Genomic DNA, 24,502 nt, shown 5'->3' on the forward strand with positions numbered 1-24,502 from the left:
GTCTCTCCATGGCGACCGAGCCTCTGTTCGAGCTCAGGAGACGCACCTTCGACACGCCCGCGTTCCGCGGCATCGAGTTCATCGAGTCCGAAGCCAAGACCATCCTCAACCACGTGAAGGGCAACAGCCTCCCCTTCAACTGGACGATCAACCCCTACCGCGGATGCAGTCATGCCTGTAGTTACTGCCAGAGCGGGGACACGCCCATCCTCATGGCCGACGGACGCACGCGATTTCTAAAGGATCTGCTCGTCGGAGACGCCGTCCTTGGCACTAGGCGTGACGGGAACTACCGCCGTTACGTAACGACAAAGGTCGAGGCTCATTGGCAAACGATGAAACCTGCTTATCGCGTGGCGCTGGAGGATGGGACTGAACTGATCGCCAGCGGCGACCATCGTTTCCTGACGCGCCGAGGCTGGAAGTACGTCATCGGGACAGAATGTGGGCGAGAACGGCGGCCTCACCTGACGCTCAACAGCAAGCTGATGGGGGTCGGCAAGCTCGCGACCCCGCCCCGACACGATGCCGACTACCGCACGGGTTACCTCTGCGGCATTGTCCGGGGTGAGGGGAATTTAGCCCGCTACGAATACTCAGGCCAGGGTCGTACTCAGATGGTGCATCGTTTCCGTGTCGCCCTGACCGATCTGGAGTGCCTTTGCCGCACAAAGAGTTTCTTGGAGCAGCGAGGGGTCGACACTCATCAGTTCGTCTTCCAAGAAGCAGTAGGTCAGTACCGCCGGATCGAAGCGATCAGGACTGCATCAAGGCGCAACGTGATGGCTATCGAGGACGTTATCCGCTGGCCTGGGAGGCCCTCATTGAGCTGGTGGAAGGGTTTCCTAGCAGGAATCTTCGATGGCGAAGGAGGGTTTTCCGGGGGAATCCTGCGAATATCAAACACCGACGCCGAAATCATCAGTCACATAACTTCAGGCCTGCGCAGACTAGGTTTTTTCTACGTGCTTGAGGAGAAGGCCGGGTGCAACAAGCCGGTGAAAGTAGTTCGCCTTCTGGGTGAGCTCAGCGAGAAACTCCGGTTCTTCCTCACGGTTGACCCCGCAATCACTCGGAAGCGGACATTCGAAGGCACTGCGATCAAGAGCAGCGCTCGGCTAAAGGTCACTTCGATCGAGCCGCTGGGCATCGAGATGCCCATGTACGACATCACTACAGGAACCGGGGACTTCATCGCGAATGGCGTCATCAGCCATAACTGCTTCGCTCGTACGACGCACACGTATCTCGACATGAATGCCGGCTCGGACTTCGACAGGAAGATCGTCGTGAAGGTCAATGCGCCTGAGCTGTTGCGCAAGGAGTTGCGCGCCAAGCGGTGGAAGGGCGAGCTCATCGCGATGGGGACGAACACCGATCCCTATCAGCGGGCGGAGGGACGCTACAAGCTCATGCCGCGGATCATCCAGACGCTGACGGAGTACCGGAACCCCTTCTCGATCCTCACCAAAGGGACCCTCATCCTGCGCGACCTGGAGCTTCTGGAGGAAGCGGCCGCGGTGACCGAGGTCACCACCGCGTTCTCGATCGGCACGCTGGACGAGGACGTGTGGCGCAAGAGCGAGCCCGGGACTCCGCACCCGCGCAAGCGCATGGAGGCCGTTGCACGTCTCAACGAGGCCGGGATCCCGTGTGGCGTCTTGGTGGCACCGATCCTGCCTGGGATCAGCGACGGCCGCGATCAGATCAAGGCCGTGATCGATGCGGCGCTGGAAGCCGGCGCGACCCACGTCTACCCGATCCTTCTCCACCTGCGTCCCGTGGTGAAGGACGTCTACATGGAGTGGCTCCGAGAGACGTACCCCGACCTCGTCCCACGCTACGAGGAGATGTACCGCGGGCGCTCCTACGCGAGTAACGCGGAGAAGGCGGCCTTCGCGAAGGAGGTCGACCTGGTGCTCGCCGGACGCAGCCCGAACGCGGTGCGCCCGCGGGGGCGGCGGCGGAACCCGAACGCGCGCAAGCAGGTGGAAAGACTAGAGACGGAGCAGCTGAAGCTGATCTAGCGCGCGGCGATGGGTGCCCGGAGGCGCCCGATCCGCTCCTCCATCGGCGGGTGCGTCGAGAACAGCTTCGCGAACCTCGCGGTGCGACCGGTGAGCGGGTTCACGATGTACTTGGAAGCCTGCGCCGGCTCGACCTTCATCGGGATGCTCTGCGCGCCCAGGTGGAGCTTCTCCAGCGCCCGCGCCAGCGGCTCGCCGCTGTTGATGAACGAAGCTCCGATCCGGTCTGCCTCGAACTCGCGGGAGCGCGAGATCGCCATCTGGATGAGACCCGCGGCGATCGGCGCCAACATCAGGGTCGCGAGCGCGGCGATCGGGTTCCCGCCGTCGTCATCGTCCGAGCCGCCGAAGAAGAACGCGAGGTGCGCCGCGTAGCTGATGGCGGTTGCGATCGCGGCCGCGACCGAGCCGATCAGGATGTCGCGGTTCTTGATGTGCGCGAGCTCGTGCGCGATCACGCCGCGCAGCTCGTCTTCGCTCAGCAGCTCCGTGATCCCGCGCGTGACGGCGACCACGGCGGTCTTGTCGTTGCGGCCCGTCGCGAACGCGTTTGGCTGCGGGTCCGGCGTCATGTAAAGGCGAGGCATCGGCATGTTGGCGGCCAGGCAAAGCTCCCGCACCATCCGGTAGAGCCCCGGCGCCTCGGCTTCGGACACCGGCTCCGCGCGGGAGGCGCGGATCGCGATCTTGTCGGAGAACCAGTACGAGCCACCCACGGTGACAAGGGCGATGATGACGCCGATCGTGGCGCCTCCGGGGCCGAGGAGACGGCTGCCGAGGAAGACCAGGAAGCCGCCGAGCGCGGCCAGCAGTACGTACGTCTTGAGCGTGTTCTTGTGCATGCAACGATTATGCAGCCATGTACGACCTACCGATCAAGCTGAAGGTGGAGCCCCGGGCGCTCCCGCTCGCCGAGCGCTTCACGATCGCCACCAAGAGCTGGGACATCGCAGACAACGTCTTCGTGCGCCTGACGTACGACGGCCACGAGGGGATCGGGGAGGTCAGCCCCGAGGACCGCAGCGGCGACTCGGTAGGAGCGGTCACCGCACAGTTGGAGCGCGTCGACCTCGGCGGCCTGCGAGGACCGTTCGACCTGGAGGGCGTGACCGAGCTGCTTCCCGCGGGTCCCGCACGGTGCGCGCTGGACATCGCCGCGCACGACCTGGCAGCCAAGCTCGCCGGCGTGTCCGTTGCCGAGCTGCTGGGGGTCGGGCGACGGCAGCCACCTCCGACGTCGGTGACGCTTCCGATCACGGAGGTGGACAGGATGGTCGAGCGCGCCCGCGGCTTCGAGGAGTATCCCGTGATCAAGATGAAGGTTGGGTTCGACGGTGACGTGGACGCTCTCGCACGGGTGCGAGAGGTCTTCAGCGGCAGGATCCGCATCGATGCCAACGAAGGGTGGGAGCCGGATCGCGCCGCCGCCTCGCTGCGCGAGATGGAGCGGTTCGACATCGAGCTTTGCGAGCAGCCGATCAAGCGCGGGCAGGTCGATGCTCTGCGCGAGGTGACCGCCGCGACCAGCATCCCGATCTACGCCGATGAGGATGTAGAGACGTCGGGGGATGCAGCGGCGCTGCAGGGCGTCGTCGACGGCGTGAACCTCAAGCTGCGGAAGACCGGAGGCATCCGCGAGGCCGTGCGCGCGATCGCAACGGCGCGATCTCTGGGGATGGGCGTGATGATCGGGTGCGATCTGGAGTCCGGCGTTGCGGCCACCGCCGAGGCCTGTGTCGCCACGCTGGCCGACCACTGCGACATCGACGGTCCCCTACTGCTAGCGGAAGATCCGTGGCCCGGGGTCGTGTACGACCGCGGGCGGGTGACGCTACCGCCTGGCCCGGGGCTGGGTGTGAGGGGCCGTGAGCGATAGGTCCTGGATAGTCCTCACCGACGGCTACACCACCTCGCGCAACGCGAAGACCGCGCATGGGGTCCTGCGATACGCGCGGGACCGCGTGGTAGCCGTGCTGGATCGGGAGAATGCCGGTCGGACGATGTCAGAGGTCATGCCGAGCCTGAGCTCGGCTGCCCCTATCGTGGCCGACCTCGACGAGGCGCGGGAGATGGGCGGCACCTCGCTGCTGCTCGGCGTCGCCACTCCCGGTGGTTGGATCCCGGAGCACTGGCGGCCGTGGGTCCTGGCGGCGGTAGACGCGGGGCTGGAGGTCGCGAACGGCCTCCACCGCTTCCTGGCCGACGACCCCGAGCTGGTCGAGCGCGCCGCCGCCTCGGGCGCTCGACTGTGGGACGTGAGACGTCCTCCCGACGACCTCCCGTTGTTCAGCGGCAAGAGCCTCGACGTTCCCCAGAAGACGGTGCTCACGGTCGGAAGCGACTGTGCCGTCGGGAAGATGACGGTGAGCCTCGAGCTCGCTGCGGCCGCGGAGGCCGATGGAATCGCCGCAGAGTTCATCGCGACGGGCCAGACCGGCATCATGATCGCGGGCAAGGGGATCGCCGTCGATCGCGTCATCTCGGACTTCCTTTCTGGTGCGGCGGAGACGCTGGTGTGTGAAGGCGACCCCGAGGCAGATGTCTTGATGGTCGAGGGACAGGGCGGTCTCTGGCACCCCGCTTATGCAGGCGTGACGTTGGGGCTGCTGCATGGGTCGGCACCGCATGCTCTCGTCTTGTGCCATCAAGCCGGTCGGGCCGCCATCGAGGAACCTCCCTACACGCCGCTGCCCCCTCTAGGCGAGATGTGCCGCGCCTACGAAGAAGCGGCGAGCACGGTGCGAGAAGCGCGCGTCGTCGGTGTCGCCGTGAACTGCAGGGGACTCTCCGACGAGGATGCGGCCACGGCGATCGCGGCGGTCGAGGACGAGCTCGGCCTCCCCGCGGCGGATGTCTTCCGTGGCGGAGGGCCAAAGTTGTGGGAGGCCGTGCGCGCGGAGGTGGGCGTCTAGACGTACCGTCCGTTGACGGCGCGGTGCACGCTGAGGGCGAGACGCAACGTGGAGATCCGTTTCGCGCCGAGCCGTAACACGACGAGCCCGAGCGTGGCGTTGATCAGGAAGAGCAGAGGCTGCTCGGGCCCGATCGCGAGCTCCGCCAGTAGCGTGTCGACGATGAAGTACGCCGCCGCGGCCGCGAACACCGCGCCCGCGACCAACATCGCCACAGGCGCCCACACCCATCCCGCGGCGAATCTCGTTCGGAGCGGTGCAGGACAGGAGTCCAGCGCGCTCCACGCGGGTTCGAAAGCAGGAACGTGGCTCAACGGAGCCGAGAACGGTTCCGCCATCCGCTCTACAGATCGCCGGATGCCGTGCCTCTTGGTCGCGATCCACAGCAGGCAACATGTCACTAGGAGCAGGAGCACCCACCAACCTGCGCTTCCCGTGGCACGGCTGGTCGGCGAGCCATAACGGGACGGACTCAACAAGCCGATCACGCCGAGGAGGATCAACGCGCCGAGCATGAAGGACCGGAACAAACTCACCGCCAGCCGCCACGGGCGCAGCGAACGGGGTCGAGCGTCCTTCATCCACCGGATGAGGTCTGAATACGCGCGCCGGGCGGCTAGGACCATGGCCGTGACCCTAAGTCTCGAAGGTGAAGCAGCCCGCTGGGAGCCATGTGAAGTGGCGTCACCTTCGGTTCTTCGGAATGTCTCTAGCGTAGGAATAGCCCGTCAGCGGCCCCTGTTGCCGCTCACGTGACCATGGCCCATCGCGCAGACGCTCCTTCTTGGATGGTGTGGGCCGCGCTGTGGACGGTCTACATCGTTTGGGGGTCGACGTATCTCGCGATCCGCGTCAGCGTCGAAACGCTTCCTCCCTTCCTCGCCGCCGGCGTGCGGTTCCTGCTCGCCGGGATCGTCATGTACGCGTTCCTGCGCGTCCGCAAGGGGAAGGACGCCATGAAGATCTCCTCGTCGCAGCTGCGTTCCGCCGCGATCGTGGGGTCGCTGTTATTGCTGGGCGGCAACGGTCTGGTGATGACGGCGGAGCAGGAGGTCCCGTCCGGCCTCGCCTCGTTGATCATCGCCTCGACGCCGCTGTGGGTGGTGCTGTACCGCTTCCTTGCCAAGGACAACGTGTCTCGCGGGACTCTCCTCGGCGTCGCGGTGGGCTTCGTGGGAGTCGCCGTGCTCGTCTTGCCGGGGGATCGGCCAGAGGGGGTGTCGCTCGGGGCGATCTTGCTCTTGCTGCTCGCGGCAGCGTCGTGGGGCAATGGGTCGTTCCTGTCGAGCCGCATCGACATGCCGTCCGATCCCGCCGTGTCGACCGCCTTCCAGATGTTGCTCGGAGGGGTCGCACTGCTTCTGGTCGGCGCGGTCCTAGGGGAGGCGGGCTCGCTGGACGTGGCCGCGTTCTCGACGCGCTCGATCGTTGCGCTGACGTATCTGGTGGTGATGGGCTCCCTTGTGGCGTTCACCGCGTACGTCTGGGTCCTCCAACATGCGCCGGTGTCGAAGGTGGCGACGTACGCGTACGTCAACCCGGTCATAGCCATCTTCCTGGGGTGGCTGGTTCTGTCGGAGGAGATCACCGGGGCGATCTTCGTGGGCGCCTCGATCATCGTGGCGTCGGTCGCCTTCATCGTGCGAAAAGAGTCGGCGCCGCGTGGGGTTGAAGAGGTGGTGGATGCTCAGGCGCGCGGGCTAGCGGGAGCGGACGCCTCCTCGTAGAGCAGCCGGTAGCGTGTCCTGGTGAAGTTGCGGGCCGTCCCCGTAGCAGCGTTGCTCCTCGGAGCCTGCACCGGAGGCGTCGACGCGCCCACCGCCACGCCTCTTCCTGATACATCGGTTACACCGACGCCGGAGCCCGAGCAGACCGAGGCCGCGCAGCGAAAGAGCTTCGCCTTTCCGGGCCCCGACGCCCCCGTGCCGCGGTCACCGAAGATGTTCGCCGCCGATCTCGCTCGCACGAACCGGCAGCTGAAGCAGGCGATCGACGCCTGGTTGGCCGACGGCGGTCGGCTGCAGCAGCGGTCCGCGCGCCCCGTCTCTCTCGGAGCGCTGCGACAGCAGAAGCTGTATCGGACCCTTGTTGTGAACCCTCGACTGGCGACCGAGGTGATGAAGCTCGTTTCGCCCAGGACGAGACAGGTGATCGAGGACCACGTCGTCGCGGGCCGCGGCCTCCGCTCTCTCGTTACGCCTCTGGAACGAACGGGGACGCTTCCGGTTACGCCGCCCGACGACCCGCGCCTGCTGCGCCGGCTCTACCACCAGGCCGGGCGCCGCTTCGACGTGGACTGGGAGGTGCTTGCGGCGCTCAACTTCGTCGAGTCCAAGTTCGGCCGGTTCATGGGACCAAGCTCGGCCGGGGCGATGGGCCCGATGCAGTTCATTCCGTCGACCTGGGACATCTACGGCGGCGGGGGAGACATCCTGGACCCGCGCGATGCGATCCCCGCGGCCGCCCGGTACCTAGCCGCGACGGGGGCGCCCGAGGACGTGCGCAGCGCCCTCTATGCCTACAACCGGAGCTACGCATACGTCGACGCGGTGCAGGCGTACGCACGCCACATCAAGAGGGACCCGCGCAACCTCTACGCCTATTACTTCTGGCAGGTCTTCGTCATCACGACCAAAGGCGACGTGCAACTGAGCGGCCCCGGCACCGGAAAGTTGTGACGGCGCCATTCCCGGGTACTACATCGAGGACGGACAAAGGAGGAGAGATGAGAGAGAAGCTCCCCAGGCTCGCGCTGGCCCTCACGCTGGTTCTCGGACTAGGTGCTACCGCGGCTTGTGACCGTGAGGACGAGAAAGACATCGAAGAGGTCGGGAACGAGGTCGAGAAGAACGTCGACCAGTTGGACACCGACGGCAAGGACGACTAGACGCCCGGTCTGCCCGCTCCCACGTAGTCGGAGCGGTACGCGCTAACGACGCGGACCTCGCTGCCGGTGTACGGCGCCTCCACCATCTGGCCGTTGCCGATGTACATCGAGACGTGATGGATCGGGTTCCCGAAGAACAACAGGTCGCCGGGCTGCCAGTCGTCCTTCGGAACCCGCGTGGTCCCCGCATACTGCGTTTGCGACGTCCGCGGGATAGCTACGTCAGCATGAGCCCAGGACCACATCGTTAGGCCCGAACAGTCGAACGAGTCGGGGCCCTCTGCGCCCCACTGATACGGCTTCCCCAGCTGTGAGAGCGCGGCGTCTATCGCGGCCTGCGCTTCAGGGTTCGGTGCTGGAGCGGGTTCGATCGCGCCGAAGTCGATAGCGACGACTCCGGCTCCTGCTGTCGCTGCTTGCGCGGCCGCGGCTGCGTCGAGCGCCGCCTGCCGCGCGCGAGCGCGTTCCAGAGCGGCGTTCAGCTCGGCGATCTCCTGTTGCTGACTCTGCAGCTTCGACTCGACCTCGATGCGAAGTTGCGCCAGCTCCGCCTCCGCCGCCAGAGCCTCCGCCTTCTGCTCTTCGAGCTTGATCGCGCGACCGTCGAGCTCGCGTCTGTCGACGGCGAGGCGTTCGAACACCTCGGCTTGGGCGTCGCTCGACGACCGCAGGTACTGCGCGCGCGTCTCGAGCTCGGCCAAGGTCTCCGACGACAGGACGGCCTCGACGCTCGCGCCGGTCGGTCCGGCTTTGTATAGCTCGACCGCCAGTGCAACCGCAGAGCGCCGCTTCGCCTCCATCCGTTCCTGGATGTGACGAACGACGAGCTCCGTCTCGGCCATGTCCAGATGTATCCCCGTCAGCCGCTCTTCGACGGCGTTGTACTCCTCGACCACCAGCTCGAACTCACGCTCGATCTCCAGGAGCCGCGCCTCTGCGGACCTCAAATCGGCCTCGGTCGGGGCGGCCCGGAGGTCCCCGGCGGGGATGGCGGTCACGGCGACGGCGACGAGCAATGCCGCGGCGCGTGCGCTGCGGTTAGCCCGGCCGGTGCGCTTACCTCTAGCTTGCCGCATCGCTCCGCCGCCTAGTCATCCACCAGGCAGCCGCGGCGACACCGGCAAGACCTGCCGCGGCCGCGACGCTGTTTCCTCGAGATACCTCCGGTGCTCGCAGGCGCGGGAGCCGGTCTCGTATCGAAACGGGGTTGCGGAAGAACTCGATCTGCCACTCCCGTTCCACGGCGAGCTTTCGGAGCCCCTTGTCGGGGTTCACGACGACCGGGTTACCCACCGCCTCGAGCATCGGGAGGTCGGTTACGGAGTCGGAATAGGCGAAAGAACCTTCCAGGTCTATCCCCATCTCTTCCGCCAGTCCCCGCATCGCCTGCGCCTTGTGCGGGCCGTACGCATAGAACTCGAGCTCGCCCGTGTACTTGCCGTCGACGATCTTCGGCCTCGTTGCGATGTACCGGTCGACGTAGAGCAACTTCGCGAGCGGCTCCACGACCTCTTCGGGCGACGACGAGACGATGCATATGACACGGCCCGCGGCGCGGTGGTCGTGCATGAGCTCGAGCGCTTCCGAGTAGATCAGCGGCGACATGACCTCTTCGAGAACCTCGGTCACCACTGCCCGCACCTTCTCCTGCTCCCACCCCGCGGTCAGCTTCGCCGCCTCGAGCCGCATCCGGTCCATCTTTTCCTCGTCCGCGCCCATCAGCTGGAACATGAGCTGCGCGTAGAGCGACTTCATGAGGGACGACCGGCTGATCAGGCCCTCTTTGAAGAAGGACCGGCCGAGCGCGAGTGGGCTAGAGCGGGCGACGATCGTCTTGTCGAGGTCGAAGAAGGCTGCTTCCACAACGCCTAGTTTGTCGTCTGCGTGTGGCCGGCGCCACAGCCAACGCCCGCACCTCGGCGTGGAGTGGAAGGCGTGTCCCAGGTACGGGTGGCGATCGTGTGTCCGGCCGACTCCGCTCGCATGGCTGTAGCGAGAGCTTTCGACCTCGCTCCTCCCGAGTGGGAGGTGAGCTTCGAGCCTGCTTCCGCAGCTTTCGAGGCAGACGCCGTGGTGGCCGTTGGTGTCCAGCTGGCCGGCGCGGTGCCGTTCGACCCCGCCGAGCCCGCCCGCGTCATCGAGGACCTGCACCGTCACGTCGCGCGCCGCCGCACCGCGACCATCGTCGTCTGCGGCAGCTCCGGGGGCTGCGGAGCTACCACCCTGGCGCTGCATCTCGCTGCGGCGCGCCGCGGCAGCTGCGTTGTAGACGCGGTCCGACACGGGGACGTCGCCTTTCGTCTCGGCCTTGATCCAGGTTCGCTAGAAGCGGACGCTCCGGTGCCCGTTGCGGGCGGCTTCCGTGTCGTGCGGCTGGGCGAGCGGAACCCTCGGGCGCTGCTGGACGACCTCGCGCAGAGCTTCGAGAGAGTCGTTGTCGACACCGACCGGGCTCGGCTGGGTGATGTCATAGGCGACTGCGACGCCGGGGTGCTGGTGATAGCTCCGACCGTCCCGTCGGCGCGAGCGGCCGCGGAGCTTCTGGAGACGTATCCGGACCTGCGCTGGGCGTTGGTGGCGAACCGGACCGGACCGGGAGGCGAGACCACGCGGGCGGAGCTCCAGCGGCTGGTGGCGCGCAGGCTCACGATCGAACTCCCGTGCTCGCGTGCGGTGAGAGACGCCGAAGGAGATGGGCGGGTGGTTTCGTCCGCATGGTCACCCTGGTTGCGCGGCGTCCGCCGGTTGAGCCGCGCCCTCGAGACCACATGAAGCGCGACCTCCTAGGTCTCGTGCGGGGGCACGAGGAGCTGGCCGAGGTGGATGCCGCGGACCGCCGGCTCGCGTTGCGTCGGATCGCGACCGAGGCGCTGGGGCCGGAGGACGTAGCCGCGGCGGTCAGCGAGCTGTCGGACTGGATCGACGGGTACGGCCCCCTGACTCCGCTGATGAGGGACGCCGCAGTCACCGACATCCTCGTGAACGGCCCGCACGAGGTGTGGGTCGAACGACACGGCCACCTTCGCCAAGATGAGACGCGGTTCGAAGATGCACAGGAGCTGGCGGATCTGATCGAGCGACTCCTCGGAGCCGCGGGCGCGCGCGTCGACGCACTGCGTCCGATAGCGGATGCCCGCGCGCACGATGGAGCGCGCGTGCACGTGGTCCTACCTCCACTTTCGTCGGTAGGGCCGCTCGTGTCGATCAGGAAGTTCCCAGATCGGGCCTTCACGCTGGATGACCTCGTCCAGAGAGCTTTCCTGACCGACGCGCAGGAGGCGTTGTTGCGGGATGCAGTAGTGGAACGAAAGACGATCGCGATAGGGGGAGGCACCGGGACCGGCAAGACAACTCTTGCGAATGCTTTGCTCGGGTGCGTCGACGGCGACGAGCGTGTGGTGGTGATCGAGGAGACGCCGGAGCTACGACCCGTCTGTCCCCACTGGGTGTCACTCCTCACGCGGCCCTCGAACATCGAGGGCCGCGGCGAGGTGGATCAGAACGCGCTGCTGCGCGCCGCCTTGCGCATGCGACCCGACCGCATCGTCGTCGGAGAGGTCCGGGGGCCCGAGGCTCTGGTCGCCCTGCAGGCGATGTCCACCGGACACGAGGGCTCGATCGTCACCGTTCATGCCCGCTGCGCCGCCGATGTGCGCGAGCGTCTGGTGGAGCTGGCGCTCTGTGCCGACCACGCGCCGGGCGAGGACGCGATCAGGGCGCGCGTCGCTCGATCGATCGACGTGGTCGTGCAGGTGGGGCGGAGGGCCGGACGACGCAAGGTGCTCGAGGTTCTGGGGGCCGGATGAGCGGAACGCCCGACGCTCTCCGGGCGCTGGTGACGTTGCTCCGGGCTGGGCTGACCTTGCGCCAGGCGCTTGTGGCGTGGCCGGACGAGGTCGCTGAGAGTTCCGCACTGCAACTGCGCGACATAGCTGCGCGCATCCGGCTCGGGCACCCGCTCCGCGATTCGATCGCCGGCACCGCTTTGGAGCCGGTGCTGCGGCTCGGCTTCGAGCTCCATGTGACCGCGGGGCTGGATCTAGCGGCGTGGCTGGATCGGACCGCCGATCACATCGAGCAGCGAGACGATGCCGCGGCTGCTGCTCGCGCGGCGGGATCGGGAGCGTTGCTGTCGGGCCGCATGGTCGCGGGTCTTCCCCTGTTGTTCGTCCCACTCGCACCGCTGGCGCGGGCGCCCTTGACGGATGCCGCGGGCCTGACCACGGCTGCGGTAGGAGTGGCGCTGGCGGTTGGCGGACTGCGGTGGATCGGGCGTCTTGTACCGGCCCCGCCGGAAGAGGATCCGGTGGCTGGGTTCTGCAGCGCGGTAGCGGCGTTACTCGGTGGCGGCGTCGGGTTGTCGCAGGCGCTGGACCTCGTCGCGTCCACCACCTCCGGCCGTCTCGCGGCGGCATTGTCGGACGCTAGGTCGCTGGTACGTCTCGGCGCCTCGTGGCGCAGCGCGTTGACGGCGGTGGATCCAGCGCTCGCCTCCGCTGCGAACGCACTCGAGCGGGCGCAACGCTGCGGAACGGACCTCGCGGGTTGTCTCGAGGCGGTCGCGTCTGCTCGGCGAATGCAGGCGCGGCGAGACTTCGAGAAGCGGATGAAGAAAGCTCCCGTGATGATGGTCGTGCCGCTGACCTGCTGCATCCTTCCCGCCTACGGCTTGCTCGGCGTCGTTCCCTTCCTCAGGAGCATGAGTCTGGGATAGCGGCGTTCCCGCGGATGCGAAGCTTTCCGCATGAGTAAGCGGATCGTTGCTGCGCTTGGGATGGCCGTGCTGCTCGCGGCTTCATGCGCAGGGGTCGACGAGCCGGACCAGCCGGTCCCACCATCTGCTTCAACCGGGACGACGACGCCCAGTCCGAGCGTCACCTTCGGGGCCGCGAAGGTTCTGATCGACACCGCCGATGGATCGGTGATCGTCAATGCGGAGAAGGCGGAGACCCCTGAGCAACGCGCCGTGGGGCTCATGCACCGCACTTCGCTGGAGCCCGATGCAGGGATGGTCTTTCTCTTCTTCGAGGAGCGCACCGGCGGCTTCTACATGAAGAACACCTTGATCCCGCTGTCGATCGCGTTCTTCGACAGCGAGGGGATCATCGTGGAGATCCTCGATATGGAGCCGTGCAAACGCGACCCCTGCAAGACCTATGACCCGGGTGTCCCGTACGAAGGCGCGCTCGAGGTGAACCAAGGCGCCTTCGAGGGATGGGGTGTCGAGGTCGGCGACCGCGTCACCGTCAGCCACTGAGCCGCAGCTTCACCGCGTGACCTAGACCACAGCGCCCGCACCCGTCGTCCGCTGTCATAGCGCAACGAGCGCGTCACGGGACGGCTCCCTTCTTCTAGGAGGCGTGGATGCAGCGGTTGCGAGCGGCGGTATACGGACAGGCGGGTCAAACGACGGCGGAGTACGCACTGGTGCTTCTGGTCGCCGGGATCGTCGTCGGCGTGTTCGCGGCCTTCGCCAAGTCCGGAGCCCTCACCGACATGTTCCAGACGGTGGTGTCTTCGCTGGTCGAGAGGGCGGAGGGCTAGGGCGGTGCCGGCGCGCAAGAGGGCCGAGAGCGGACAGGCGACGGTCGAGCTCGCCCTGGCACTTCCGATCCTGGCCCTCTTGCTCGCCGCGTTGGTAGAGATTGGCCTGCTGGTGGCGGATCAGGGCCGGCTATGGCATGCCGCGCGCGAGGCGGTGCGTGTAGCGGTCGTCGACCCCGACCTCGCAGACGCCCGCGCTGCCGCCGAGAGAACGGGCCTCCGCCCGCTCGAGGTAACGGTGACGCCGGAGGTGTATCTCCGCCGCCAGGGGGACCCGCTGACGGTCACGCTGCGCTACCGGCCGCCGGCGCGCGTGCCGCTGTTCGGTGTGCTCCTGGAGCGGATCGACCTGGCTGCGGAAGCGACGATGAGGATCGAGCAGCCGTGACGCTCCTGCACGGGGTCATGGCTGTCGTGCTCGGGCTGTCGCTGACAGGTTTCTTCGTCGACATCGCCGACGCGGCCGCTACGAAAACGCGTGCGCAGATCGCCGCCGACGCGGCGGCCCTCGCGGCGGTTGCCGAATCCGGGCCTTATGGCGCCGGCGCGCACGAACGCGAGGCTGCCAGGTTCGCGGCGGCCAACGGCGCGCGTCTGGTGGAATGCCGCTGCGAGCCCGGTGCCACTGCGGTGCAGGTGCGGGTCACGCTGGACGGCGTGGTTGCCGAGGCGCGCGCGATATTCGACCCCGAGGCTTTGATGCCGGTCGACCTTGCGTACGCGGGCGAGGGCCTGCATCCGGTCCTGCAGCGAGCGGTGGACGAGCTGATCCGCGCTGCTCGCGGCGCGGTTCACGTCGTGAGCGGCCGACGCAGCACCGAGCGTCAGTCCGTTCTGTGGGCGCACGCGCTGGCGCGCTACGGCGACCCCGAGGTCGCGGACGACTGGGTCGCTCGTCCGGGGACCTCGATGCACGAGAGAGGACTCGCCGTCGACCTCGGGGGGAACGTGGAGCTGGCGGCAGAGATAGCCGCCCAGCTCGGGCTGCCACTGCATCGCCCACTGCCGAACGAGCCCTGGCACTTCGAGCTGAGGCGCTGACAACGAACCGTAGGATGCCGCCCATGGCGAACGGACACCTCTGATGCAACGCGCCCCCCACCGGTTCGTCGACGAGTTCGAATCCAGGTTGGAGCCGTTGGAGAGCGAGTTCCACCGCGCCTACTGGGACTCCCAGGTGCACGCGTCGCCCGAGAACGAGCGGCGCCGCGCCGACCTCGAGCTGGAGCTCAGGGGTCTCAAGGGCGACGAGAGCCTGCTGGCCGCGGTCACCGAAGCTCTGGATGAAGGGGTGCACGAGCCGGTCCTAGCTCGACAGCTAGAGGTGATGCGGCTGTCGCTGACCGGCAACCAGATGACCGACGCGCAACGGCTGGAGCTGGTTCGGCTGTCGAGCGAGGTCGAAAGCGAGTTCAACCGACATCGACCTCGAGTGGACGGAGAAGAACTCGACGAGAATGCGATCTCGCAGATCCTCAGGACCTCCGACGACGTCGAGCTCCGGCGCCGAACCTACTTAGCCGCCAAAGAGATCGGGCCGAAGATCGGCAACCGCGTGAGGGAGCTGGCTCGCCTCCGTAATGCCGCTGCCTTGAAGTTGGGATTCGCCGACTACTTCACCATGTCTCTCGAGCTTCAGGAGTTATCGGAGGAGTGGCTGCTCGATCTCTTCGACGAGCTCGACGCGGCGACGAGCGCGACCTACACGGCTTGGAAGGACGACCTTGACGAGGGGCTACGCGAGCGGTTCAAGACCGATGTCCTCTTCCCGTGGCATTACTCGGACCCCTTCTTCCAGCACCTACCTTCGAGCGACGTCACCTTCGATCCGCAGCTGAAGGAGCTTTCCGCCGCGGAGCTCGCCACGAAGACGTTCGACCGATGGGATATCGATCTTCGGCCGGTGATCGAAAGGAGTGACCTCTCGCCCCGGCCACTAAAGTCCGAAGAGGCCTTCTGCCTCGATGTCGACCGGTCGGGCGCGGACGTGCGGATCCTTGCGAACGTCGTTCCGGGCGAGCGGTGGATCCACATCATGTTGCACGAGTGCGGACACGCCGCGTATGACATCTCTTTCGACCGACGGCTTCCGTACCTCCTGCGCCGACCCGCGCATATCTTTGTCACCGAGGGGATCGCGATCCTGGCGGAGCGAAGGGGACGTGACCCGGCGTGGCTGAATCAGATCGCGGGTGTGTCCGAAGAGGAGATAACAGATCGCGCGCACGCGCTGAAGATCGCTTCGGCCCGACAAAGCATCCTGTTCGCCCGTTGGGTGATGGTCGTCTCACACTTCGAGCGAGCGCTTTATGCCGATCCCGAGACCGATCTTGATGAGCTCTGGTGGGGTCTGGTCGAACGATTTCAGCTCATCCGGCGTCCTGAGATGGACCTGCCGGACGCATGGGCATCGAAGGTTCACATCGCGGTCGCGCCCGTGTACTACCAGAACTATCTTCTGGGCGAGTTGGTCGCCTCCCAGTTGGAAGAGACGCTGATCGACAGGACGGGCAGCTTGTTGAACTCGGACGCGGGTGGTGTGTTGAGGCGAGATCTCTTCAAGCACGGCAACAGCTGGCGGTGGGACAAGTTGATCGAGGAGGCGACGGGGCACCCCCTGACGCCGAAGTACTTCTCGGATCAGGTCAACGTCTAGCTCAGATGTCTTACAGGCTTCCGTTCTCGCGGAAGCGCTGGTAGATCGACTGCGCGCCCGGTCCGATGTGAACCACGCTCGCAGGTCCCACCCAGCCGAGCGATGCCGGAACGGTGACGTTCCCGACGTCCTTCGCCTTCAGCTGCGTCGCGACGATCCCCAAGCGGAACATCTCCTCAGGGGTCATGTCGAAGCGTGCCTGCTCCCTCGTCACCGCGACCCATCGCAGCAGCGAAGCCGGACTGGCACTCGTTTCCTTGCGCAGCTTGCGCAGCAGCGCCACCAGGATGTCCCCCTGATGGGTGGTGCGCGCGATGTCTCCACCGCGGAAGGCTTTGCGCGCTCGCGCGTACGCAAGAGCCTGGTAGCCCTTCAATTTCTGGCGTCCGGCGCGTAGGAGGGCGCCCGAAGCGCCGATGTCGTTCACAGCGGTGGGGATGTTCATCTCCACTCCGTGCAGCTGCGTCACGATGTTCTCGAAGCCTTCGAACCCGACCATGACCCAGTAGTCCAGGTGGATCCCGGTGAGGTTCTCGACGGTCCTCGCCAGGAGCTCCGGGCCACCCCGGAACAGCGCCTCGTTGATCTTGGCGGAGCCTTGTCCCGGGATGCTCACCCACGAGTCGCGCGGCAGGTTGAGCACGCCGCCCTTCATCGTCTTCGTGTTGACCCCGATGATGTGGATGGCATCGGCCAGCGACCGGTCCGGATTGCCGGAGCGGGCGTCGTTGCCGATCGCCAAAACGAAGATCTTGCCTTTCGAGGGGTCATAGGTGTCGTGGACGCGCCCGAACAGCGGCGTCGCGGCGGTGCTTCGAGAAGGCGTGCCCAGCAGCGGTACCACCGCGCAAACGGAGATAAGGAAGGCAACGAGGACGGCGAGTCGTTTCGTCACGGCTTTCGCTTCTTGTCGTCGCTCCGCCTGCGTTGGTTCTGTTTCTTATCGTCGGAAGGTTCCGCCAGGCGGCCCTGGTCGATGCTGAAGGCGATCACCTTCCAGAGGCGTTGCGAGCGCTCGAGCCACAGCGTAGAGCGGTGGAGGAACCTCGTCGCGCCGGGTTCGTCCGCCTGGGCCCGCACCGCGACGGTTGCGACAGCCAGCCGGGCCCCGTCCGTGGGCGCGATGCCGATGTCTGCGCGGCGCAGCGTCGTCGACGCCACTCCAGCCGTGGCGACACCCGCGCCGGATCGTCTGAAAGCGCCCGCTGCCCTCCGGGTGAAGGTGTCCCTCAGCACCGCCCGCGAGCGACCGGGATGGACGAAGAGAGCGTCGTAGACCCTCCGGACGAGGGCACTGAGAGCGGGTCGCTGACGTGCTACGGCCCGCTGCTGGGCTTTGGTCACGGGCTCGACCACCCCCGCCGAGTGCGTGGTGATCTTCCACCGCGCCTGGGGCGGGGGAACGAGCTTCTCCGTACGTGGCGCGCCGGGCGCGTCGTGCGAGACAACCGGCTCTGCCCGGTCGCCACCGCCCAGGAGGAGAAGACCGACGAGCAAGACGGCCGCAATCGATACTCCGGCCACGACCCAGACCCGATCCTCGTCAGGCGCGACGACGCTCATCGACATTCACCTCCTTTGCCTAGTACCGACGCTCCGAGGCTAGCCAACGATGCTTGGGTCGCACCGGATATGCACGATCGCGCCGGACGCCTTCCGCATCTCTCTTCAGCGGCCGAGGGAGGCGGTTTAGGATTCGGCCCCCTCACTACCTGATCTCATCTAAGAGGAAGGACTCCGCATGGAGCTTGGTCTGGATGTTCGGAAGGTCGGTTCGCATTCCGTGATCGACGTCAAGGGCGAGATCGACGTCTACACCGCCCCGAAGCTGCGCGAGAAGCTGATCGAGCTCGTGTCGGAAGGCTCGTACGACGTGGTCGTGAACCTCGAGGGCGTCGACTTCCTCGACTCAACGGGCCTCGGGGTGCTGGTCGGGGCACTGAAGCGGGTGAAGGCGCACGAGGGCAGCCTGTCGCTCGTCTGCACGCAGGACAAGATCCTCAAGATCTTCAAGATCACGGGTCTGACGAAGGTGTTCCCGATCCACTCCTCGGTGGACGAAGCCGCAGCCGGCGCCGCCTGAGCGTCCGGATGCACCCCGTCGAGATCGCCATACCGCCGGGAACCGCCTACGTGGGGATCGTCCGGCTCGCGATCGCGTCGCTCGCCCGCGCTGCGGGTTTCGACGAAGAGCGGGTGGACGAGGTGCGCATCGCGGTGTCGGAGGCGTGCACCAACGCGGTCCTGGCGAACGAGTCTGCGGGCTCCGCGGAGCGGATCTCGGTGGGTTGGAGCGAGGAGCCGGACCGGATCGTGGTTGAGGTAGGCGATCGGGGCGCGTCTTCTGGGGCCGGCGAGGGGAACGCGCTCGACAGCCAAGGGTTCTCGTCCCGCTTGATGATGTCCGTGGCGCTGATCCAGGAGCTGGTGGACGAGCTGTCGATCGACGGCCGCAGCGGCGGCGGCACCACCACCCGCCTCAGCTTCTCCCGCGCCATCTAAGCCCGACCCGCCGCCCCGGTTTTGGCGGGAAACCTCCCGGAAAACGGGACGAATCACGAGCAAAAGTGCGATTTGACGTTTTGGGGTAGCGAAAGCTAGATTCGCTTCCTCAAAAATCATGGAACGAACCCTTACGCGACCCGACCGCGAGATGCTGAAGGCGATCTATCGCCTGACCAAAGGCGCCCGACCCCCGGTTCCGGCCGCGCACACGGGCGCGCTGGCGGACTCGCTGGGTGTCTCGCCGGGCACCGCGACGGCCGCGGTGAAGAAGCTGGCCGAGCGCGACCTGGTCGAGCACCAGCCCTACCGCGGGGTCGAGCTCACGCAGACGGGGCGGCGAGCCGCGGTCGCCGCCATCCGGCGACACCGCATCGTCGAGCGGTTCCTGGCCGACATGCTGGGATACGCGTGGAACGAGGCCGACAGGTTGGCAGGTTCGTTCGAGCACGAGCTGCCTCAAGAGGTCGAGGACCGGCTTTTCCTGGCGCTCGACCGTCCCGCCAGCTGTCCCCACGGCTTCCCGATCCCGGCCGCGGACGGGGTGGACATCCCCGAGATGCCGCCGCTGTACGCGCTCGAGCCGGGCGACGTCGCGGAGGTCGCCGTACCGGGATCGACGGATCCCGCCGTCGTCGCCTTCCTGGACACGCTCGGGCTGCGACCGGGGGTGAAGGTCGAGGTGCGAGAGAAGCATCCCTTCGACGGCCCGCTCGTCCTGCAGGTCGCGGGGGAGGACCGCACGGTGTCGGAGAAGGTCGCCAGCCAGATCTACGTCAAGAAAGAGACGTCGAAAGAGAGTCCCGTTGCAGAGACAGCGGGACGTGAGGAAAGAAAGGAGCAAGCGGTATGAACCACGTCCTACTAGCCGCGGAGGGGGGGTATCAGGAGTTCCACCTCGGTAGCGCCGAGATGTTCTGGCTGTTCTTCTCGGTCGCCTCCGCGCTTCTCGCCATCTTCGTCGGCTTCGCGCTGATGAAGGGGGTGCTGGCTTCGGACCAGGGCACGCCCAAGATGCAGGAGATCGCCGCCGCGATCCAGGAAGGCGCCATGGCCTACCTGAATCGTCAGTTCAAGACGATCGCTCTCATCCTGATCCCACTCGTCGCCATCGTTTTCTTCACCTCGACCGAGGTGCTGAAGCCGGACGAGTCGGTGGCGCTCAGCTTCGCCGAGTCCGGAATCTTCAGGACGCTCGCATTCCTCGCCGGTTGTGTGATGTCGGGCCTGACCGGATTCATCGGCATGGGCCTCGCGGTGCGAGGGAACGTCCGGACCGCCGCCGCGGCGCGCTCCGGCTCTCTCCCAGCAGCCCTGAAGGTGGCGTTCCGCACCGGCGGTGTGGCGGGGATGTTCACCGTCGGTCTCGGCCTCCTCGGCGCGACCTTGATCATCTTGATCTTCCAGAACACCTCTTCGGCGATCCTGGTCGGATTCGGCTTCGGCGGATCACTGCTCGCGCTTTTCCTCCGAGTCGGCGGAGGCATCTTCACGAAGGCCGCCGACGTGGGAGCCGACCTCGTCGGCAAGGTTGAGGCGGGCATCCCCGAGGACGACCCTCGTAACCCAGCGACGATCGCCGACAACGTCGGTGACAACGTCGGTGACTGCGCCGGTATGGCCGCCGACCTCTTCGAGAGTTATGAGGTGACCCTGGTCGCTTCGATCATCCTCGGAGTGGCCGCGTTCCAGTCCATCGGCGCGAACCCCGCGCTCGGTCTGATCTTCCCCGTCATCGCCCGTGCCGTCGGTGTTCTCGCCTCGATCGTCGGCGTGTACGCGGTGCGGGCCACCGACAAGGACAAGAGCGCGATGGCTCCCATCAACCGCGGTTTCCTTACCGCCGGGGTTCTGACGATCGTCGGAACGGGCTTGGTGGCGTTCACCTATGTCGGTGACAAGTCGCCGGGCGGCGGTCACGAGGGATTCAAGGTCTTCGCGGCCGTCGTGAGCGGCTTGGTGCTGGCACAGATAGTCAGCCGGCTGACGGAGTACTTCACCTCGACGGAGACGGCTCCCGTACGCGACATCTCGGAGGCCGCCCGCACGGGACCTGCCACCACGATCTTGTCCGGGATCTCGTCCGGTCTGGAGTCGACCGTCTACGCCATCATCGCGATCGCAGCGGCACTCGGTGTCGCGATCGCTCTCGGGGGCGGCAACATCCAGTTCTCGCTCTACCTCGTCGCATTGACTGGTATGGGGATGCTGGCGACCACGGGCGTCGTCGTGTCGGAAGACACCTTCGGTCCGGTATCGGACAACGCTGCCGGTATCGCCGAGATGTCCGGCGAGTTCTCAGGCGAACCCGAGCGCATCATGGTCAGCCTGGACGCCGTCGGCAACACGACGAAGGCCGTCACCAAGGGTTTTGCTATCGGCTCGGCCGTGATCGCGGCGGTCGCCTTGTTCGCCTCTTACATCGAGACGATCGGGAACGAGCTTGCTCTCGGGCTCGAGGGGTCGGAGCTGTTCCGCAACGTTGCCACTCAGATCAATGTGGCCGACCCCAAGACCTTCATCGGGCTGCTGATCGGCGGATCGGTCGCGTTCCTCTTCAGCGCACTCGCGATCCGCGCAGTTGGACGTACCGCTGCCGTTGTGGTGCAGGAAGTGCGCCGGCAATTCCGTGAGAAGCCCGGCATCATGGAGGGAACAGAGAAGCCTGAGTATGGGCCGGTCATCGACATCTGCACAGCGGCTTCGCTACGGGAGCTTGCAACCCCGGCCTTGCTTGCGGTTCTTACGCCGGTCATCGTCGGATTCGGCATCAACTACTTCGCCCTCGGGGCGTTCCTCGCCGGCGTGATCTTGACCGGGCAGCTCATGGCCAACTTCTTGAGCAACTCCGGCGGCGCTTGGGACAACGCGAAGAAGCACATCGAGGATGGTCACGAGGGGGGGAAGGGCTCCGAGGCTCACAAGGCCGCCGTCATCGGCGACACGGTGGGCGATCCGTTCAAGGACACCGCGGGTCCGGCGTTGAACCCGCTGATCAAGGTGATGAACCTGGTCTCGTTGTTGATCCTCCCTGCAGTGATCAACCTGCAGGACAACGACGTCGCGCGCTTCTCGATCGCCGGTCTCGCACTCGTGATCCTGATCGGGGCGATCATGTTCTCGAAGCGCAAGGGCCAGGCGATGGACGAGGGTGTGCCGGTTGGTATCTCCGGCGAAGCCGTGATGACCGACCAGAAGGCCGCTCTGCAAGCGGCCCTGGATCGGTGGATGTTCGACCTCAGCGAGGAGGAGGGCGAGCTGAAGACGCGCCTCCGAGAGGTGCGGGGTCACATCGAGAAACTGCCGATCAGCAGATAGCTCCAGCAGGCAACGCAACAAAGAGGCCTCCGGGAAACCGGGGGCCTCTCTCGCGTCGTGCAGACCTAGGTGGAGGACCGGGCCGGGACGCTCCGGGCGCGAAAGGCACATGCGCCCTCCGGAACCCGACCCGATCCTCTCCCCATAGAGATCAGCCCGCCGGGGCGCGACCTTCGAGACGAGCGGAGGCGGCGGCGTGTGCGGGTCTGAGCGGACCGTGGAGGGCCACGTCGCTCGATAGCCGGACAACATCGGCGCGACGTGGCCCGATTCGAGGGAGGGCTGGCGCCGTTCAGGCGCCTGCCGACCGTGTCCCGCGATGCCCGTGCCGCCGCCGCCGGAGCGGGGCGGAGCCTCCGCCGATGGGTTACAGGTGGTAGGGGACCGACACGACAACGACGCCGCTCTCGAAGAGCATGCGCCGCTTCACGATCAGCGCGGTTTGGCCGTGCAGGATCTGGTGGCGCTTCTTGCGCACGATGAACTCGGGGATCACGATCGTCACGACCTTGTTGATGCCGTCGGGGTTGAACCGGTCGAGGTACCTCTCCAGGGAGATGCCGAGGTCGCGGAAAGGAGACTCCTCGATCTCCAATGGGTGCGGGACGCGCGCCTCCAGCCACTGGTCTCCCAGCTTCTCGGTCTCTTCTGGATCGAGCCCGAACGAGACCGCGCGGATGTCGGTAGGTCGCAGGGTCTCGGCGTACTCGATCGCCTGCAACATCGCGTTGTGGACTCCGGAGATCAGCACGATGACGTGGTTGCGCCCAGGCTCGTGCGCCTGATCCACGGCGGGGTCGATGTCCTCACTCAGGATCGGGATGTCCAAGACCTGGACGTCGGGCTCTCTCACCAGAACCGCCTTGAGCCTGTGGAGGCCGGGCCGCCTCACGATCTCGAACAGCCCGCGCGACCGCAGGATCTCGGGCGTCATCACGGTTAGGAAGTCGTCCGGCCCGAGGTCCTTCCTCTTCTGGCGTAGATAGGTCAGAAGGGCGTCTCTCTTGCTGCCGGTCAAGGTCTGCAGAGGGATGTCGGGCGCCAGCCGCCGCCATGAGCCGTGGTTGGAGCTGTCGAACGTGACCGCGGATATGTCCGCGGCGCGCGTCGATTGCGCGTAGCCCACGGCTCGCGCGGTTGCCGAGTCGACGCGGTTCACGAGGATGACGAAGTGCGCGTGCCCCGGGCGGCGGTCGGCCGGTCGTCGTTCCGGATGGCCGAGCTGGGTCGCGACGTCCTTGTAATGCATGTACACCGACCGCATCGCGAACATGACCACCGGGATCGCCGCGATCACGATCCACGCGCCCTTGGCGAACTTGGAGTAGGCGATCACGAACAGAACGATCCCGGTGACGGTCCCGCCGAAGCCGCTGATCAAAGCGCTGCGCTTCCATCCTGGTGGCCGCAGTCTCCGCCCGCGCACCACCATGCCCGTCTGCGAGAGGGTGAAGGAGATGAAGACGCCGACGAGGTAGAGCTGGATGAGCTGCGTGAGGTTGGCGTCGAAGATGTAGATCAATAGCCCCGAGAGCAACGCCAGGATGATGACGCCGTTGGAGAAGACGAGGCGGTCGCCGCGGTTCATGAACTGCCGAGGCATGTAGCGGTCCTTGGCCAGGATCGATGACAGCCTGGGGAAGTCTTGGTAGGCGGTGTTCGCGGCGAGGATCAAGATCGCGGTCGACATGATCTGGACCACGTAGAACATCGGCCCCCCCTCGAAGACCGCCGCGGCGATCTGCGCGACCACCGTGCGTTGTCCGGCCGGCTCTTCGGTGAACACCACATTGGTTCCGTCGGCGAGCCACGAGATCCCCAGGAACATCGACGTCGACAGGCCGGCCATGATGAGGAGCGTCGTCGCGGCGTTCCGGGATTGGGGATAGCGGAACGCGGGGACGCCGTCCGCGATGGCCTCGACGCCGGTCAGCGCGGTGGTTCCCGCGGCGAAAGCACGGATCAGGAGCACGAATGTGATCGCGGTCTCCACGTGGAGATCCGCGACGCGCCCTGCGCTCTCCGCCTGCGGACATTCCCCGAGACACCGCACGAAGCCCGTGACGATCATCAGGTAGATCGCGAGCACGAAGCCGTAGGTCGGGATCGCGAACAACGTCCCCGATTCCTTGACGCCACGGAGGTTCATCAACGTCACGAACCCGATGAAGGCGAACGCGATCCCGATCTTGTGCGCGCCCAGCGCCTCGGACGCGGAGACCATGGCCTCGACCCCTGCGGTGATCGAGACGGAGACGGTGAGTACGTAGTCGATCAACAGAGCCGAGGCCGCGAGCAGGCCCGGGTACATCCCCAGGTTCTCGTGCGCCACCCGGTACGCCCCGCCACCGGTCGGGTACGCCTTCACCGTCTCGCGGTACGAGGTGACCACGATGAAGAGAAGAGCCGCGACCGCGATGGATACCGGGACGATCATCGCCAATCCCGCTGCGCCCGCCAGCGACAGAACGATCATCGCCTCTTGCGTGGCGTACGCGTTCGATGAAAGCGGGTCCGACGAGAAGACCGGCAACGCGATCGACTTCGGCAGCAGCGTGTGCCCCAGCTCGCCCGACGACATAGGACGACCTAGGACGACGCGCTTAAGAGCCGCTGAGGTCTTCGCCACTATGTGCCTCCGGCGGCAACATTCGCC

The 24,502-nt window shown here is 66.3% G+C and carries 25 protein-coding genes; 18 read left to right on the forward strand and 7 right to left on the reverse strand.

The features are described 5' to 3' along the window. The first annotated feature begins 8 nt into the window (after positions 1-8). Entirely contained in the window at positions 9-2,027 is a 2,019-nt protein-coding gene (locus M3N53_14940; protein MDP9069618.1) for an intein-containing Rv2578c family radical SAM protein, read from the forward strand. On the opposite strand, the gene M3N53_14945 is transcribed toward M3N53_14940, so the two are convergent. Next, a complete protein-coding gene (locus tag M3N53_14945; protein ID MDP9069619.1) occupies positions 2,024-2,869 on the reverse strand; it encodes a zinc metalloprotease HtpX in 846 nt (281 codons plus the stop codon). The two genes, M3N53_14940 and M3N53_14945, sit on opposite strands and share 4 nt — an antisense overlap. A gap of 17 nt (positions 2,870-2,886) precedes the next feature. Here M3N53_14945 and M3N53_14950 point away from each other — a divergent pair, with 17 nt between their 5' ends. Both M3N53_14950 and M3N53_14955 read left to right on the forward strand, forming a co-directional pair. Further along, the gene (locus tag M3N53_14950) at positions 2,887-3,903 is read left to right on the forward strand and encodes a dipeptide epimerase (protein ID MDP9069620.1); all 1,017 of its coding nucleotides are present in this window, start codon (positions 2,887-2,889) and stop codon (positions 3,901-3,903) included. After that, a complete protein-coding gene (locus tag M3N53_14955; GenBank protein ID MDP9069621.1) occupies positions 3,893-4,939 on the forward strand; it encodes a DUF1611 domain-containing protein in 1,047 nt (348 codons plus the stop codon). The genes M3N53_14950 and M3N53_14955 overlap by 11 nt, the downstream gene beginning before the upstream one ends. On the opposite strand, the gene M3N53_14960 is transcribed toward M3N53_14955, so the two are convergent. Next, positions 4,936-5,565: a hypothetical protein gene (locus M3N53_14960; GenBank protein MDP9069622.1), complete on the reverse strand. Its 630-nt coding sequence runs from the start codon at positions 5,563-5,565 to the stop codon at positions 4,936-4,938. The two genes, M3N53_14955 and M3N53_14960, sit on opposite strands and share 4 nt — an antisense overlap. Positions 5,566-5,727: 162 nt before the next feature. Between M3N53_14960 and M3N53_14965 the strand changes: the two genes are divergently transcribed. The 3 genes from M3N53_14965 to M3N53_14975 are packed head-to-tail and all read left to right on the forward strand — an operon-like array spanning position 5,728 to position 7,826. Next, a complete protein-coding gene (locus M3N53_14965; protein MDP9069623.1) occupies positions 5,728-6,666 on the forward strand; it encodes an EamA family transporter in 939 nt (312 codons plus the stop codon). 21 nt (positions 6,667-6,687) lie between these two features. After that, positions 6,688-7,617, forward strand: coding sequence for a transglycosylase SLT domain-containing protein (locus M3N53_14970; GenBank protein ID MDP9069624.1), 930 nt, complete (start codon positions 6,688-6,690; stop codon positions 7,615-7,617). A 47-nt stretch (positions 7,618-7,664) separates the two neighbouring features. After that, positions 7,665-7,826, forward strand: a complete 162-nt coding sequence (locus tag M3N53_14975) for a hypothetical protein (GenBank protein MDP9069625.1) — start codon at positions 7,665-7,667, stop codon at positions 7,824-7,826. On the opposite strand, the gene M3N53_14980 is transcribed toward M3N53_14975, so the two are convergent. Further along, the gene (locus M3N53_14980; GenBank protein MDP9069626.1) at positions 7,823-8,902 is read right to left on the reverse strand and encodes a C40 family peptidase; all 1,080 of its coding nucleotides are present in this window, start codon (positions 8,900-8,902) and stop codon (positions 7,823-7,825) included. The two genes, M3N53_14975 and M3N53_14980, sit on opposite strands and share 4 nt — an antisense overlap. Then, positions 8,889-9,689, reverse strand: a complete 801-nt coding sequence (locus tag M3N53_14985) for an HAD-IB family hydrolase (protein ID MDP9069627.1) — start codon at positions 9,687-9,689, stop codon at positions 8,889-8,891. The genes M3N53_14980 and M3N53_14985 overlap by 14 nt, the downstream gene beginning before the upstream one ends. 72 nt (positions 9,690-9,761) lie before the next feature. Between M3N53_14985 and M3N53_14990 the strand changes: the two genes are divergently transcribed. The 8 genes from M3N53_14990 (at position 9,762) to M3N53_15025 (ending at position 16,026) form a co-directional block, all read left to right on the forward strand. Then, the gene (locus M3N53_14990) at positions 9,762-10,598 is read left to right on the forward strand and encodes a hypothetical protein (GenBank protein ID MDP9069628.1); all 837 of its coding nucleotides are present in this window, start codon (positions 9,762-9,764) and stop codon (positions 10,596-10,598) included. Next, a complete protein-coding gene (gene tadA / locus M3N53_14995; protein MDP9069629.1) occupies positions 10,595-11,632 on the forward strand; it encodes a Flp pilus assembly complex ATPase component TadA in 1,038 nt (345 codons plus the stop codon). The genes M3N53_14990 and tadA overlap by 4 nt, the downstream gene beginning before the upstream one ends. Beyond that, positions 11,629-12,540 (forward strand): type II secretion system F family protein, encoded by a 912-nt coding sequence (locus M3N53_15000; GenBank protein MDP9069630.1) that lies wholly within the window; start codon positions 11,629-11,631, stop codon positions 12,538-12,540. Before tadA ends, M3N53_15000 begins: the two co-directional genes overlap by 4 nt. A 30-nt stretch (positions 12,541-12,570) precedes the next feature. Beyond that, entirely contained in the window at positions 12,571-13,083 is a 513-nt protein-coding gene (locus tag M3N53_15005) for a DUF192 domain-containing protein (protein MDP9069631.1), read from the forward strand. Between the two features lie 107 nt (positions 13,084-13,190). Continuing rightward, the gene (locus M3N53_15010) at positions 13,191-13,370 is read left to right on the forward strand and encodes a hypothetical protein (protein MDP9069632.1); all 180 of its coding nucleotides are present in this window, start codon (positions 13,191-13,193) and stop codon (positions 13,368-13,370) included. Between the two features lie 4 nt (positions 13,371-13,374). Beyond that, positions 13,375-13,758: a pilus assembly protein gene (locus M3N53_15015; GenBank protein MDP9069633.1), complete on the forward strand. Its 384-nt coding sequence runs from the start codon at positions 13,375-13,377 to the stop codon at positions 13,756-13,758. Further along, positions 13,755-14,411: a D-alanyl-D-alanine carboxypeptidase family protein gene (locus M3N53_15020; protein ID MDP9069634.1), complete on the forward strand. Its 657-nt coding sequence runs from the start codon at positions 13,755-13,757 to the stop codon at positions 14,409-14,411. Before M3N53_15015 ends, M3N53_15020 begins: the two co-directional genes overlap by 4 nt. Positions 14,412-14,454: 43 nt before the next feature. Continuing rightward, positions 14,455-16,026, forward strand: a complete 1,572-nt coding sequence (locus M3N53_15025) for a M2 family metallopeptidase (protein MDP9069635.1) — start codon at positions 14,455-14,457, stop codon at positions 16,024-16,026. Between the two features lie 10 nt (positions 16,027-16,036). Here M3N53_15025 and M3N53_15030 read toward each other — a convergent pair whose 3' ends face one another. Together M3N53_15030 and M3N53_15035 are read right to left on the reverse strand one after the other, a co-directional pair. Beyond that, positions 16,037-16,921 (reverse strand): LCP family protein, encoded by an 885-nt coding sequence (locus M3N53_15030; protein ID MDP9069636.1) that lies wholly within the window; start codon positions 16,919-16,921, stop codon positions 16,037-16,039. Beyond that, the gene (locus M3N53_15035) at positions 16,918-17,589 is read right to left on the reverse strand and encodes a hypothetical protein (protein ID MDP9069637.1); all 672 of its coding nucleotides are present in this window, start codon (positions 17,587-17,589) and stop codon (positions 16,918-16,920) included. The genes M3N53_15030 and M3N53_15035 overlap by 4 nt, the downstream gene beginning before the upstream one ends. A 178-nt stretch (positions 17,590-17,767) precedes the next feature. On the opposite strand from M3N53_15035, the gene M3N53_15040 reads away from it, so the two are divergent. The 4 genes from M3N53_15040 to M3N53_15055 all read left to right on the forward strand — a co-directional run bounded on the left by M3N53_15040 (position 17,768) and on the right by M3N53_15055 (position 21,846). Next, positions 17,768-18,109: an anti-sigma factor antagonist gene (locus M3N53_15040; protein ID MDP9069638.1), complete on the forward strand. Its 342-nt coding sequence runs from the start codon at positions 17,768-17,770 to the stop codon at positions 18,107-18,109. A gap of 8 nt (positions 18,110-18,117) precedes the next feature. Continuing rightward, positions 18,118-18,528: an ATP-binding protein gene (locus tag M3N53_15045; GenBank protein MDP9069639.1), complete on the forward strand. Its 411-nt coding sequence runs from the start codon at positions 18,118-18,120 to the stop codon at positions 18,526-18,528. Positions 18,529-18,646: 118 nt separating this feature from the next. After that, entirely contained in the window at positions 18,647-19,381 is a 735-nt protein-coding gene (locus M3N53_15050; GenBank protein ID MDP9069640.1) for a metal-dependent transcriptional regulator, read from the forward strand. Next, positions 19,378-21,846, forward strand: a complete 2,469-nt coding sequence (locus M3N53_15055) for a sodium-translocating pyrophosphatase (GenBank protein MDP9069641.1) — start codon at positions 19,378-19,380, stop codon at positions 21,844-21,846. Before M3N53_15050 ends, M3N53_15055 begins: the two co-directional genes overlap by 4 nt. Before the next feature lie 367 nt (positions 21,847-22,213). Here the strand turns inward: M3N53_15055 and M3N53_15060 are convergent, their stop codons facing one another. After that, entirely contained in the window at positions 22,214-24,475 is a 2,262-nt protein-coding gene (locus tag M3N53_15060; GenBank protein MDP9069642.1) for an APC family permease, read from the reverse strand. Positions 24,476-24,502: the final 27 nt, after the last annotated feature.

The organism is Actinomycetota bacterium, assembly GCA_030776625.1.
Lineage (GTDB): Bacteria > Actinomycetota > CADDZG01 > CADDZG01 > WHSQ01 > MB1-2.